This is a genomic window from Myxococcales bacterium (genome assembly GCA_016712525.1).
GTDB lineage: Bacteria > Myxococcota_A > Polyangia > Polyangiales > Polyangiaceae > JAAFHV01.
The window spans coordinates 1,160,471-1,173,875 of record JADJQX010000008.1 but is presented as its reverse complement, the minus strand read 5'-3'; the positions used below and the strand labels follow the sequence as shown (position 1 = coordinate 1,173,875).

General features: G+C 70.7%; 10 protein-coding genes. 6 read left to right on the top strand and 4 right to left on the bottom strand.

Features of this window, described 5'->3' with window-relative positions; translation table 11 throughout:
• The 3 genes from IPK71_34565 to IPK71_34555 all read right to left on the bottom strand — a co-directional run bounded on the left by IPK71_34565 (position 1) and on the right by IPK71_34555 (position 2,773).
• Complete coding sequence (locus IPK71_34565; GenBank protein MBK8218882.1) at positions 1–1,416, bottom strand: AarF/ABC1/UbiB kinase family protein; 1,416 nt, start codon at positions 1,414–1,416, stop codon at positions 1–3.
• Between the two features lie 61 nt (positions 1,417–1,477).
• A complete protein-coding gene (locus tag IPK71_34560; GenBank protein ID MBK8218881.1) occupies positions 1,478–2,137 on the bottom strand; it encodes a hypothetical protein in 660 nt (219 codons plus the stop codon).
• Positions 2,138–2,143: 6 nt separating this feature from the next.
• The gene (locus IPK71_34555) at positions 2,144–2,773 is read right to left on the bottom strand and encodes a hypothetical protein (protein ID MBK8218880.1); all 630 of its coding nucleotides are present in this window, start codon (positions 2,771–2,773) and stop codon (positions 2,144–2,146) included.
• A gap of 104 nt (positions 2,774–2,877) precedes the next feature.
• Between IPK71_34555 and IPK71_34550 the strand changes: the two genes are divergently transcribed.
• Positions 2,878–3,909 carry an acyltransferase gene (locus IPK71_34550; GenBank protein ID MBK8218879.1) on the top strand — a complete coding sequence of 344 codons (1,032 nt, stop codon included), beginning with the start codon at positions 2,878–2,880 and terminating at the stop codon, positions 3,907–3,909.
• Between the two features lie 65 nt (positions 3,910–3,974).
• Here the strand turns inward: IPK71_34550 and IPK71_34545 are convergent, their stop codons facing one another.
• Entirely contained in the window at positions 3,975–4,757 is a 783-nt protein-coding gene (locus tag IPK71_34545) for a hypothetical protein (protein ID MBK8218878.1), read from the bottom strand.
• A 152-nt stretch (positions 4,758–4,909) separates the two neighbouring features.
• Between IPK71_34545 and IPK71_34540 the strand changes: the two genes are divergently transcribed.
• From IPK71_34540 to IPK71_34520, 5 genes are all read left to right on the top strand, one after another.
• Positions 4,910–6,310 carry a serine/threonine protein kinase gene (locus IPK71_34540; protein MBK8218877.1) on the top strand — a complete coding sequence of 467 codons (1,401 nt, stop codon included), beginning with the start codon at positions 4,910–4,912 and terminating at the stop codon, positions 6,308–6,310.
• A 153-nt stretch (positions 6,311–6,463) separates the two neighbouring features.
• Positions 6,464–8,716 carry a primosomal protein N' gene (priA, locus tag IPK71_34535; GenBank protein MBK8218876.1) on the top strand — a complete coding sequence of 751 codons (2,253 nt, stop codon included), beginning with the start codon at positions 6,464–6,466 and terminating at the stop codon, positions 8,714–8,716.
• 40 nt (positions 8,717–8,756) lie between these two features.
• Complete coding sequence (locus IPK71_34530; GenBank protein ID MBK8218875.1) at positions 8,757–9,323, top strand: GNAT family N-acetyltransferase; 567 nt, start codon at positions 8,757–8,759, stop codon at positions 9,321–9,323.
• Positions 9,324–9,420: 97 nt separating this feature from the next.
• Positions 9,421–10,110, top strand: coding sequence for a ComF family protein (locus IPK71_34525; GenBank protein MBK8218874.1), 690 nt, complete (start codon positions 9,421–9,423; stop codon positions 10,108–10,110).
• A 120-nt stretch (positions 10,111–10,230) separates the two neighbouring features.
• Complete coding sequence (locus tag IPK71_34520) at positions 10,231–13,380, top strand: DUF4339 domain-containing protein (protein MBK8218873.1); 3,150 nt, start codon at positions 10,231–10,233, stop codon at positions 13,378–13,380.
• Positions 13,381–13,405: the final 25 nt, after the last annotated feature.

The following is a 13,405-nucleotide window of genomic DNA, read 5'->3' as shown; positions in this document are numbered from 1 at the left end:
TCAGCGCGGCGGGGGGACGTACGGTCCGCGAATCCACGCTTCCGTGATCCTATGGTAGTTGCCCTCGGCGCCGAGCCCGGCCATCACGCTGGCGAGCCCCCACTGCAGGCGGTTCATGAACGTGTGCTCGGTGGGCATGTGAATGGGCTTCGGCAGCGCCGGGATGGTCGCGTCGGCCTCTTTGACGAGCTTCTTCACGCCACGCGCGAGGAACGCCACGGTCTCCCGGGCGGCCTCGTGCGAGTGCACGTAGTGGGCGTCCTTCGTGAGCGGAATGAGCACGAACTTCGTGTACTCGGTGTAGAGCGCGAAGGCGGGCTCGTCCGTCGGGTCGAAGCCGAGGAACTCGACACACGCTCGGTAGAAGGTGTCCCAGTCTTCGTCCATCGCCGCGGTCACGTAGCGTTTTTCGCCGGCGATGAGCTCGGGCGAGAGGATTTTGTGGCAGCCGAAATCGAGGAACGCGACCTTGCCGCCGCCGAGGAAGCGGTAGTTCCCGGGGTGCGGATCGGCGTAGAGCACGCCGTGTTTGAAGAGCGGGCGCATCATGAAGCGCCAGATCGTCTCTCCGGCCTTGCAGCGGTCCTCGTGCGAGGCCTCGGCGCAGAACGTTTTGTAGTCGACGCCGCCGATGAGCTCGGTCGTGAGCACGCGCCGCGTGGACAGCGAGTGATGGACGCGCGGGATGACGATGTCGTGGTCGCCCTCGTGCATCGCCCGAAAAAGCTCGGTCGCGTCGGCCTCTTTGCCGTAGTCGAGCTCGGCGAGGAAGACGCCCTTGATCTCGTCGAGGGTCTCCTTCGTGTGGTAGCGGCGGCCCACCGGCGCGATCATCTGCTCGAGGAGCGAGAGGCTCTTCAGGTCGTTCTCGATGGCCTTGTCGATGCCGGGGTACTGCACCTTGACCGCCACCCGGTCGCCCCCTCGTGTCGTCGCGCGATGGACCTGGCCCACGCTCGCGGCCGCGAAGGGGTCGTCGTCCCACGCGGCGAAGACCTCCTCGGGCGTGCCGAGCTCGGCGGAGACCACCTTGCGCGCGGCCTCGCGCGAGAGAGGCGGTGCCTTCGCTTGGAGGCCCTTCAGCACCTCCTGGAATTTCTCTTCGTAGCCGGGCGGGGCGAGGCCGTCGATGTACGAGGCCATCTGCCCGAGCTTGAGCGGGAGGCCCTTCATCTCGCCGAGCGTCTTCAGCATGGCCTCGGCGGCCGCCTTCGCGTTGGCGCGCAGGGCCTCGCGCTCACGCTCGACGTCGGCGGGAGTTTGCCCCATGCCGACGGCCTTCTTCATGGCGTTCGTCGCGAACGGGATCGCCTTGGGCGCGAGCGCGCCGAGCTTCATGAGGCGCCCGAGGCGGGAGGTCGGAGGCGCGTCGGGGCGCTTGTCGTTCGCCTCGTCGTCGTCGCGCTTGCCACTCATCGGGGCGGATGGGAGCCCGCCTTTGCGCTCGCGTCAAGCAAAGCCGACCCGAGAGCGGGCCTCAGCGCCGCTTGCCGCCGGTACCGAGCGCGGCCTTTCGACGCTTTTCGTAGGCTTCGGCGTCGATCTCTTCTCCGCGGGCCCACGCGAGCAGCGTGTCGGCGACGAACCCGCGGTAGGCGGGGCCGAGCCTCAGCGCGAGGAAATCGCGGTAGAGCGCCTCGACGATCTCTTCGACCTCGCGGAGGAGCCGCATGCGCTCGAAGAACGCCTCTTGTTCCTCGACGGCCACACGCTCGGCTTCTCGGTCCGCGTCGCGCTCGCGGCGCTTCTTCACCATCGGGCGCGCCTCGAGGAGCGGGTCGTCGTCGCCCTGATCGAGCACCGTGGGAAGCGACACGGCCGACAGCGCGAGCGTGTCTCCGCGGAGGGCGAAGCTCGCCTCGCGCTCGCCGAGGACGAGGCGGAAGCCCATCTTCTCCGGGGTCTTGCCGAGGAGCAGCGACTCTTTGGCCTCGCGCGCCTTGCCGGGCAGAGATCCCTTGATGCGCGTCGTCTCTTTTTCGACGCCCAGCGACAGCTCCTTCTCGACCCAGAACCCGAACGAGCCGTGGGCGCTCGTCGAGAGGGTGGCCTCGAAGATCTCGCTCTCGAACCACAAGAAGAGGAGCAGCTCCCGCCCGAGAAAACGGGTGCGTTCGACGCTTTGGTAAAGATCCATGACGTTTTAGCCTTCGTCGTCGCTCGAGGCGATCGTGAGGGGCTCCGAGTCCCCGAGGGAGGCCTCTTCGGCCTTGGTGAGCCCGAGGCGTGTGCCGAGCGTGAAAGGGGCCTCGCGCACGAGCTTCACGCCGAAGGTCTTCTCGAAGAGCTCCGTGAAGGCGAGGTGCGCCTTCGGGGAGGTGCCGAAGAAACGTACGAGCCCCGAGGTCGTGTCCCACGAGACGTCGTTCACGCGCACCTGCGGGGTGAGGCTCTTTCGCAGCTTTCGCGAGACGAGGTCCTTGAGCTCGAGCTTCTCCTTCTTGGAGAGCCGCTCGCGGCCCTTCTTCTCGAGGTAGGCCTTTTCGGCCTCGCCGAGCTTGGCGCGGAGGAGCGCCCCCGGGATGGCCCACTTGTCCGTGCGGAACCCGAGGTTCACGAACTCGTTGTAAAATACATCCATATGGTCGACCTCCAGATCGAAGGCGCTCGCGACCTTGCACCAACCGGAGCGCTCGGACTCGTCGTCCTCGGCGAGGAGCGGCCGCTGCATCTTGCGCCGGATCTGGGTGAGGCCTTTGCTCTCGAGGTCGTCGGGGGTTTCGCCGGCGACGAAGAAGCGGACGTAGGTGAGGGAGCCACGGAAGAGGGACACGGGCGAGGCGCTCTACCAGAAGCGAGCCCACGTTTCGCCTCGAAAAGCGCGGGGGCCCACGCCGCTCACGCCAACGCGCGCGATCGAAGGTATAGACCGCGCTCGTGGACCCGAGACGCGCGCATGCGGCTTACCTCGAGGTGCGGAGGTTCGGTTCGCTCGACGGCCTCCGCTTCCTCGCGGTCGTGCCCGTCGTGTACCACCACGCGACGCCTCGGGTCCTCGAGGGGATCTTGGGGAAGGGCCCGCTCGGCGTCGACCTCTTCTTCGCGATCTCCGGATTCCTCATCACTACGCTGCTCCTCCGCGAGCGAGCGCGAACCGGCACGGTGGGCATCGCGGGCTTCTACGGCCGGCGCGCGCGGCGCATCTTGCCGCTCTACTACGCCGTGCTCGCCCTCACGTGCGTGCGCGCACTCTCTCTCGATGCGGCCTCGCCGGTTCGCGCGCACTTCTTCGCGAGCGTGCCCTTCTACGCCACGTTCACGAGCACGTGGTTCGTCGACACGAGCGTCGCGCACCCGATCCTGTTCGCCTACGCGTGGTCGCTCGCCGTCGAGGAGCAGTTCTACGCCGTGTGGCCGCACGTGGCTCGGCGCGGGCCGCTCGTGGCCGCGGTGGTCGCGCTCGGTTTCTTGGGCGTCGATTTGGCCGGCGGGCGCGTGCTGTCCGGGCTCCCCCTCGCCATCGTGTCGAGCTTGAGGCCGCCGCTCGTGCTCGGCGCCTTCGCGGCATGTGTACTCCACACGGAACGCGGCTTCGCGTGGGCGGTTCGCCTCGTGGGGAGCCGCGTCGCCGCGCCGGTCGTGCTCGGCGCCGTGGTCTTCTCGCTCGCCACGAGCCACGTGTCGCTGCTCGCGACGCAGGGGCTCTTGGTCTTGCTCGTGGTCGCGTGCGTCGTCAGGGAGGACTCGGGGCTCGCCGAGGTCTTGCGCCTTCGGCCCGTCCGCCACGTGGGCGAGGTGAGCTACGGCATCTACATGCTCCACCTCGCGGCCATCTTCGTCGCGAAGAGGGTCGTCTCCTCGGAGGTGGCGAGCGGGGCGGCGGTCTTCGCGATCGCCTTGCCGCTCTCGGTCGCGCTGGCGACGCTCTCGCATCGGTACTTCGAGTCGCGTTTCCTCGGGCAGAAGTGACGCATCCCGCCGCGGCTCGGGGCCCCGAGCCGCCTCGCACCGTCCCCTAGGATCCCGTGGAAGCGTCAGGGATCCAGCGGATCGAGCGCCAGGCGGACGAGGCCGTCGCAGCGCTTCGGGGGGGCTTTCGCCTCGGGAGAAGCGACCTCGCACGCGGCGGCTTCTCCCGATTCGCCCACGGTCAGGACGGGGCCGCGCTCGATGGCGGCCGCGCCCACGGAGGCGGCGATGGTGTCTCGAACGCCGCGCCGGTCGAGACCGAACCGAAACGCCCCCACACCGGCCGATACGACGATGTGGGTCGCCCCCGCACATGCTCCGCGGAGCTCGCCCCGCTGGGGCACACGCGTGAGGGTGAACGTCCCCGAGAGCACGGCGTCGAGGGTCAAGAGCGCCCCGCGTTCGAGCTCGGGCCCGAGCCGGTCGGCGAGCGCGCGTCCCGTTAGCGGAAGCTCCGCCGGCAGGTACCCCGAGAAGATCTTGCGGACGGGCTCGGGCGCGCTCCCCGTGAAGGTGTAGGTTGCATCCGTCGTGCAGTCACGGAGGAGCCGGAGCCCGGAGCCGTCGTACCCCACGACCACGGTGCTCCGGCGGAGGTCGGCCTCGATGGGCACGGCCCCGCGGGGATCGTCCACGAGGAAAGGTACGAGCGAGAGCGGCGCGGCCCTCACCGCGGACTTGGGCGTTTCGGGCGTAGCCGGAGGCTCGCAGGCGGAGAGGAGGAGCGCTACGCCCAGAGCCGAGCCCACTCGCGTCACCTCGAGTCGAGCGGGCCCTCGCACACGCTCGCGCGAGAGGTCCGCCGCGGCGGCGAGGGGGTGGCGAGCGAGGTCGGGGGCGGTTCGCACGGCACGAGCTTCGCACGACTCGGCCTCGCCGGGACCTTTGCGCCGATCGAAGGAGCCCCGGCGTCGGCCCGGATGCCGAAAAACGCGGCTTTCGTGGCCTCTCGAGCGCGGTTTTCTTGACGTTCGGACGTGCCTCCCGCAAGAGTCGCCCCGTGACCGACAAGCCCGCCGTCGAGCGAGATTCCCGCGCCGGCCTCCCCCGGAGGTTCGGCCGGTACACGCTGTTCGACGCGATCGGCAAGGGCGGCATGGCCGAGATCTTCCTCGCGCGCGCCGAGACCGAGCTCGGGGCCTCGCGCCTCGCGGTGGTCAAGGAGATCCTCCCGCAGTTCGCCGGCTCGTCCGAGTTCGCGGAGATGCTCATCCACGAGGCGAAGCTCGCCGCGCGCCTCAGCCACGCCCACATCGTCCAGGTGTTCGACCTCGGGCGCGAGGGCGACAAGCTCTACATCGCGATGGAGTACGTCGAGGGGTTCGATCTGAACGCCCTCCTCCGCAAGTGCTCGCAGGCCAAGGTCGCGCTCCCGGTCGAGTTCGCGCTCGGGATCGTGTGCGACGTGCTGCGCGGCCTCGACTACGCGCACCGCCGCATGAGCGACGACGGCGACCCCCTCGGCATCGTGCACCGCGACGTCTCCCCGTCGAACGTCCTCGTCTCGTACGAGGGCGAGGTCAAGCTGTGCGACTTCGGCATCGCCCACGCGAACAACCTCCTCCAGGCCGCGTCGAGCGACGCCAACATGGACGAGGCCATCAAGGGCAAGGCCGGGTACATGAGCCCCGAACACGCGAACGGCGAGAAGCTCGACGCCCGCGCCGACGTCTTCGCGACGGGTATCTTGCTCTGGGAGCTGCTCTCGGGTCGGCGCCTCTACACGACCAAAGGAAGAGAAGCTTCGCTCCTCGAGCAGGCCAAGGCCGCCGACATCCCTCCGCTCGAGAAACACGGCCTCCCAGACGAGGAGCGCCTCCACGCCATCGTCGCGAAGGCGCTCGCGAAGGATCGGACGAACCGCTACGCGTCGGCCTCGGCGATGCTGCGGGACCTCGAAGACTACATGGTCGCCGCGAAGTTCACGGTGAGCCCGCTCCGCCTCGGGGACTTCCTCGTCACGAGCTTCGGGACCGAGACCGTCACGCGCCGAAAGGCCCTCGAACGCGACGTGGCTCGCTCGTCGCCGCTCGGAACCTCGTCCGACGAGAAGAGCCCCGCGCCCCCCGTCATGGCCGCGCCTCCGCCGCCCTCGAGCAGCGACGTCGCGATCCGCGACGCCGAGCCCTCCGATCCGGAGCTCCCGCCCGACTCCGTCCCCCCGCTCATGAAAAACCCGGTGTCGCACCGGGCCATGCGCGCCTTCCGCGCCGACCTCGCCGCGTCTCCGCCGCACGTGCCGGAGGCTCCGAGCTCCCTCTCGGCCGCGGTGCTGGACGCCCCCGTCTCGCAGAAGATCGACCGCGCGGTCGACGCCCCGAAGTCCAAGGGCCCCCTGATCGCGGTGGCGGTCGCCGCCCTCGTCGCCGTGCTCGTGGCTATCGCCCTCCTCAAGGGCTGAGCCCGTACTTTGTAAGTGCTCGATATGTAAGGGTTTTGCTGCTGGTGCGGCTGACCTCGAGGCGAAATCGGGCTAGAGGTCTCGGCGCATGACGACGGTCAGCGCGGCACCGCACTCGTTCTCGCACACGCCCCCGATGCGTGAGGAGCGCGCGTGAGGATCGCGAAGGTGGCGCTGCCCGTGCCGTTGCCGCACTCGCTCTCGTACGTGGTGCCCGAAGAGCTCGCCTCGGTGTGCGTGAGGGGCGCGCGTGTGGTGTGCCCGCTCGGGGCGCGTCGCGAGCTTGGTGTGGTGCTCGACGTGGTCGACGAAGAGGCGCCGCCGGGAAAGCGCATGCGCGCGGTGGCCGAGGTGGTCGACGGGCTCGGGCTCCCCGAGGAGCTGCTCTCGTTCCTGCGGGAGCTCTCGGCATACTACCTCGCACCCATCGGAGAGGTGACGAAGCTCGCGCTGCCTCCCGAGGAGCACAAGACGCTCAAGGCCGTCGAGATGCGCCCGACGCTCTTCTCGACCAAGAAGGGCATCGGCGGGCGCATCGTCACGTTCGCCGAGCCCACACAGACCGTCGACGCCGAGCGAGAGCAGAAGCTCTCCGCGAGCGCGAAGGCGATGCTGGCGAAGCTGCGCGCAGCAGGGAAAATGCCCCTCGCGAGGCTCGCCGACGAGTGGGCCTCCGCGCGCACGATGGTGAAGCGGCTCGAGGCGCTCGAGGTCGTGAGGGTGTTCGAGGCCGAGGCGCCCGACGACCCGTTCTTCGACGTGGAGGTGCCCCGCGACGTGGAGAAGGCGCCCACGGCCGCGCAAGAGGCCGCGCGTCTCGCGATCACGCGGGCGCTCGAGGCGAAGGCCCCCTCCGCCTTCTTGCTCCACGGCGTCACCGGGTCCGGCAAGACCGAGGTGTACCTCCGCGCGATCGGCGAGGCCAAGCGCCTCGGGAAGGGCGCGATCGTGCTCGTCCCGGAGATCGCGCTGACCCCGCAGCTCGTGTCCCGTTTCCGTGCTCGTTTCGGCGACGGGGTGGCCGTGCTCCACTCCGGTCTCACCCCGAAGGAGCGCCACAAGATGTGGCACTCGCTGCGGAGCGGCGGGGTCGACGTAGCCATCGGCGCGCGGTCGGCCTTGTTCGCGCCCACGCCGAGCTTGGGCCTCGTCATCGTCGACGAGGAGCACGATCCGTCGTTCAAACAGGAAGAGGGCGTGCGCTACCACGCGCGCGACATGGCGCTCCTCCGTGCCCAACGCGCCGGCGCGGTGTGCGTGCTCGGCACCGCCACGCCCTCGCTCGAGAGCGAGTACCTCGCTCGCACGGGAAAAATCACGCGCCTCGCGCTGCCCGAGCGGGCGCGCGCCCAAGAGCTCCCCAAGGTGACCGTGGTCGACCTGAAGCGCATCGGCGCCGGGCCCACGGGCGACAAGCGCCTCAGCCTCCCGCTCTATCGTGCGCTCGAGAAGAACCTCGAGGCCAAGGGGCAGACCATCCTCTTCTTGAACCGCCGAGGCTTCTCGCCCGCGCTTCGGTGCGAGACGTGCGGCGCCGTCGCGTCGTGCCCGAACTGCTCGGTCGCGCTCACGTTCCACAAGACGAAGAACGTGCTCCGGTGCCACACCTGCGATCACGAAGAGCCCGTGCGTACCGCGTGCGCCGCGTGCAAATCTCCCGACGTGGCCCTCGAAGGCGTAGGGACCGAGCGCCTCGAAGAGACCCTCGCCGCGGCGTTCCCCACCGCGAAGGTCGCTCGCCTCGACCGCGACGTCGCGAGCGGAAAGGACGCCGAAAAAATCCTGGAGAAGATGCGATCCCGCGAGATCGATATCCTCGTGGGCACGCAGATGGTCACGAAAGGCCACGATCTCCCGGAGGTCACGCTCGTGGGGGTGATCGCCGCCGACGCCGCGCTCTCGATGCCCGATTTCAGGGCGAGCGAGCGCGCCTTCCAGCTGCTGGTCCAGGTCGCGGGGCGGGCCGGGCGAGGGGAGTCTCCCGGGCAGGTCATCGTGCAGACGTACGATCCGAAGCACCCCTCCGTGAGGTTCGGTGTGTCGCACGACACGAACGGGTTCGTCGAAGCCGAGCTCGCGAACCGGCGGGAGCTCGGGTACCCGCCGTACTCACGCATGGTGCTCGTGCGCGTCGACGCCGTCGATCCCGACGTGGCCCTCGAGGGGGCGAGGGTGCTGGCCGAGGTGGCCCGCGCGGTCGCCGGCGACACCGGGAAGCTCGACGTGCTCGGTCCGTCCCCTGCGCCGCTCGCGCGCCTCCGCAACCGTCACAGGTTCAGGGTCATGCTCCGCGGTTCGGACCGAGCCACCCTTCGGGCCGCGGCGCTCGCCGTCTCGCGCGCCCTCCCGACGCTCCCCCACGCCGTGCGTGCCCACGTCGACGTCGACCCCGTCCATATGCTCTGAGGCCATGGCGACGCGCGGACGAAGAGCGACGAAAAACGGATTGGGAACGCGGATTTCCACCGATCGCCTCGTCCTCCGTCCCGCGTCCGAGGACCATGTCGGTACCATCTCTCGCGCCCTCGCGAAGAACGCGCGGCACCTCGCGACCGTCGGCCCCGACGTCCCCTCGGCCTCGCTCGTCGCCGTCGCGGCGCGTGTCGCGGCCGAGCGCGCGGCGTTCCGCCGAGGGACGGCGTTCGCGTTCTACGCGTTCCCTCGAGAGAGCGGCGGGGCTCCCTCGGCGCCCGTGCTGGCGAAGGTCGTGGTCTCGGGGCTCGCGCCGGGCGGCCCTCGTGTCGGCCAGCTCGGCTACTGGGTCGACGTCGGCGAGGAAGGCAAGGGGCTCGCGCGCGAGGCGGTGCTCGCGGTCGTACGATTCGCGTTCGAATGCGCCGAGGTCCACGCGCTCGAGGCCGTGATCACGCCCTCGAACACACGCAGCGTGCGCCTCGCCGAACGCTGCGGGTTCGAGCCGACCTCCGAGGTCCGGCACCTCGGACCGCCGGGACGGGAGGTCCCCCACCGCGTCTTGTCGCTCTCGGCCGAAGACTGGCTCTTCTCGCGGTGATCCGGCGGGCGTCGTCGCGCTCCCCCCGGAGCTCGCTCACTCGTCGGCCGTTCATTTTCCACGCAACGAACCAGGCGGTCCTGCCGAAGAGGGCGGCATGCTCCCCTTCTTTCGCTGGCTCTTCGCGAACGCCGTGGCCGCCATCGCCGAGCCTCGATGCACAGGATGCGACGGTCCCGTGCCGCTCGAGACCGTCTTCTGTGGCGCGTGCGGCGCATCGATCGAGAAGGTCCCCGGCGCCCGTGTCGCGCTCCCTCGGGGCGAGTCGGTGGTGCCGCTGATCTCTCCCTTCGTCTACGGCGGCGCCGTCCGCGACGGCATCATCCGGTTCAAGTACGGAAAACGCGACGACCTCGCGCGGCCCCTCGGCGCGCTCCTCCTCCGCGGTCGTCGAGCCATCCTCGCGCACGTCCCCGAGGCCGTCGTCCCGGTGCCCGTTCATCCGAAGCGCCTCGCGGAGCGTGGGTTCGACCCGGCGGCGTTGATCGCGCGGGAGCTCGCGCGTGGGCTCGAGCTCCCCCTCGTCGTCGACGGCCTCGCGAAGGTGCGCCCGACGCTCGCGCAGGCCAGCCTCGGAAAGGAAGGGCGCCTTACGAATCTCGAGGGCGCGTTCGTCGTGCCCGCGTCGCGAGCGGCTCGGCTCCGGGGTGTGCGGGTCCTGCTCGTGGACGACGTGCGCACGACGGGGGCCACGCTCGCCGCGTGCCGTGAAGCCCTCACGCACGCAGGCGCCGAGGTCGTCGTGGAGGCCGTCGTCGCGTTCGCCGAGGCCGCTCCCGGCCCGTAGGTGCGCAGGGCCGAGGTCTCGCCGGCGCGGGAGCGATGTGGTGGCATGTGCGCACGTTCGCCGTCGGACGTGCGACGAAGTCGTTTTCGTGCCCTCGGGCCATGTATTCTCCACGACGGCATGCACGACACCGAGTGGCGCTGGGCCGATCCTTCAGGCCAGCAACGACGCATCCGCCTCGATGAGCTTCGTGCCGCGCTCGCCTCGGGGCTCGTGGCCCCGAACGCGCCCGTGTGGTGCGCCGGTTGGGTCGCGTGGCGCGAAGCCCGCGAGGTTCCCGAGCTGTCGTCGAGCGCGCTCTCGGCCGAGCATGGGCTCCTGCCGAACATCCCACCGCCTCCTCTCGCCGTCGTCGCCGCTCAATCGCAGTACGAGGCGCAGGCCTCTGGCGGGCTTGCCACGGCGACGCACGCCGAGCCTCCGCCGCCCCCTCCCTACGTCCCCCTCGCCGCGCCGCAGGCAGCGCCGCCCGGCCACTCGCGCCCTTCCGCGCCGGTCCCTGCGCCCCCCGCGAGCGCTCCCAAAGCCGCGCCTTCGGGCCCGAAGTTGCCCGAGCCGCCTGCGTCGGGCCCCAAGCCCGAGCCACCGTCGGCTCCGTCGGCTTCGGCGAAGCCCCCCGAGGTCGCGCCGGTCCCGAAGGCGCTCCCCTCGAAGCTCGCCACGCAGCTCGGGATGCCCGCCGTGCAGCGCCCCGTGACCACGCCTCTCGCGTCGCCCGCGCCTCCACCCGCGCCCGCGCTCTCGCCCGCGCCCCCGCCCGCGATGACCGACGAGCTCTCGTGGTCGGCCGCCCCGGTCGGTCCTCTCCTCCGCCCGACGGCCCCCGCCGTGCCCGCGGCGATGCACACGCCCAAACCCGCGCCGGCTGCGCCGTCGAAAGATCTGCTCCCGGCGCCGAACGTCCCAGCCGCACCCGCTTCGGCCGAAGAGCTCTCGTCGAGCTCCCTCCTTGACGAGTCGAGCTCCTCGTACAGCTACGTCGAGCCGCGGTCGTCGAAGCCCAAGTCGGGGCCTCGCGGTCCGTCGATGCCGCCACCGGCGCCCAAGGCCCCGTCGATGCCGCCGCCGGCACCCAAGGGCCCGTCGATGCCGCCACCGGCGACGAAGCCGCTCGCGTCGCGCCCTCCTCCGCCGGTCGTTCCTTCCGTTCCGCTCGCCGCCGAGGAGCTCTCGTCTTCGCTGCTCGAGTCGGCCGAGAGTGGTGCGTTCGAGCTCGCGCGCCCCGTTCGGAGCCAACCGCCACCGGCGCCGAAGCCGCTCGCGTCGCGCCCTCCGCCTCCCGTCGCGCCCGTCGCGCCCTCCGTACCGCTCGCCGCCGAGGAGCTCTCCTCCTCTCTGCTCCTCTCGGCCGACAGCACGGGTGCGATCCCCGCGGCGCTCCCTTTCGCGGCCACGGTCGCCGCCGCTCGAGAGCCCGCGAAGGTCGCGGCCGATCCCGCGCCTGCGGCCGGGTCCTCGGTCAGCGTGCCGACCTCGCTCTTCGGGACGCCCTCCCCGATCGCGCCCGAAGGCCCACCGAAGGCCGACCAAGCCGACGCCCAAAAGCCCGTACCTACGTCGCTTTTCGGCACTCCCGTGCAAGATGCACCGAAAGCCGCGCCCGTCCCGACGTCCCTCTTCGGGACGCCTTCCCCGGTTGGCCCCGACGGCACGCCCGTGGCCCCCGTGGTGGCGCCCGCCGCAGCGCCCGTCACGCCGTTTGCGCCCGTCGAGTCGGGCTCGGGCTCGGTCGACGCTCCTCCGCGCTCGGGCATCTCGGTGCCGACGGCGATCGGCATCGGGCTCCCCGTGGGCGAGATCTCTCCACACCCCGTCGTCGTGCCTCCCCCGGCGAGCCAACCCACCTCCGACGCGGCGGCGTACTTCCAGCGCGCCGACCGGGACGAGCCGCCGAAGGAGCCGAGCCCATCTCGCCCCGAAGGCTCACGCGACGCCGCCGGCTCCGAGGTCGATCTCTCCGGGGTCGTCGCGCCTTCGCCCATCGACCAGCTCCGAAAGACACTCGGCCCCGTGGTGGCCAAGGCGCGCGCGTTCGCCGAGGCGAAGTCGAAGGAAAATCGCTTCTTTTTGCCCGTGGTCGGGGTGTCGGCGGCGGCGTTCGGCGTCCTCGTGCTCGCGGGGCTCGTGAAGGCGTGCTCCGGCGGAGACGACCCGTCGGCCACGAAGGCGAAGCCCTCTCCATCGGCGTCGTCGAGCGTCGCGTCGGGGGGGAGCGCGAGCGCCGTGGCCCTCGCTTCCGCGTCCGCGCCGCCTCCGGCCTCGGCCTCGGTGCCACCACCTCCTCCTGCTGCCCCGAGCGTCACGTGCAAGCTCACGGGGGACGCCGTGACGCTCGCCGAGAAGACCTCGCTCGGTGCGGGCGTCGAGGTGCTCGCCGAGGGCGGTGTGCTCGCCGTGGGCTACGCGTCGAGTCCCAAGGAGGGGCACCTCGTGAAGGTCGGCGAGGGGCTCGCTCCGACGGCGGCCGGCAAGCTCACGATGGGCGAGCCCGTCCGGCGAGTGCTGCCGTTCTTGCGCAAGGGCAAGTTGGAGCTCTCGGTCGAAATCGACAAGAAAATCCTAGGGTTGTCCTCGCGTCGCGTGGCCCCGCTCGACCCCCCGATCGACGTGGGTGTCGGCGGCTCGTCCATCGCCTACGCGCCGCATCTCCGCACGGGCGCGAAGGACCTGTTCGCCGTGGGGGAAGGGCCCGTCGAGGGCCTCCGGGTCGTCACCACCTCCGACAAGGGCGTGGGCGTCGCGTTTCGTCATTCGGGCTCCGTGCACGTGGGGTTCACGTCCGCCGATCTCGCCCCGCTCGGCGAGGTGCAGAAGGCCAAGGGCGTGGGCGACAAGATCGGCGCGCCCGCGCTCGCGGTGAGCGAGGGGACGTGGCTCTCGGCGTTCGCGGAGCGCTCGGGAGACGGTCCGTGGACGCTCCGTCTCTTCGGGGGCAAGGTCGGTGGGGCCGCGTTCGAGCCGAAGCCCTTCGTGTTGCCGAAGGGTGGGCCCGGGGGCAGCGTGATCTCCCCGTCGCTCCTCGGCCTCGCCGGTGGCGCGTACCTCCTCACGTGGACCGAAGGTCCGGAGAACGGTCGCGTCGTACGCGCGCACGTGGTCGACGCCTCCGGAGACTCGTCGGGTGCGCCCATCGAGGTGTCTCCGAGCGGCGTGAACGCGGGGCAGGCGAGGGGCGCCGTCGACGCGAGCGGCAAGGGGATTTTGGCCTATTTCTCGTCCAAAGAAGAGGGCTACCGGCTGGTCGCCGTGCCCATCACCTGCGGCAACTAACCCAAGGTAGGTCTCGTCGGAGATG

Coding starts and splice junctions, on each gene's coding strand:
- IPK71_34565 (MBK8218882.1), bottom strand. CDS start 1,416: ATGAGTGGCAAGCGCGACGACGACGAGGCGAACGACAAGCGCCCCGAC.
- IPK71_34525 (MBK8218874.1), top strand. CDS start 9,421: ATGCTCCCCTTCTTTCGCTGGCTCTTCGCGAACGCCGTGGCCGCCATC.
- IPK71_34520 (MBK8218873.1), top strand. CDS start 10,231: ATGCACGACACCGAGTGGCGCTGGGCCGATCCTTCAGGCCAGCAACGA.
- IPK71_34560 (MBK8218881.1), bottom strand. CDS start 2,137: ATGGATCTTTACCAAAGCGTCGAACGCACCCGTTTTCTCGGGCGGGAG.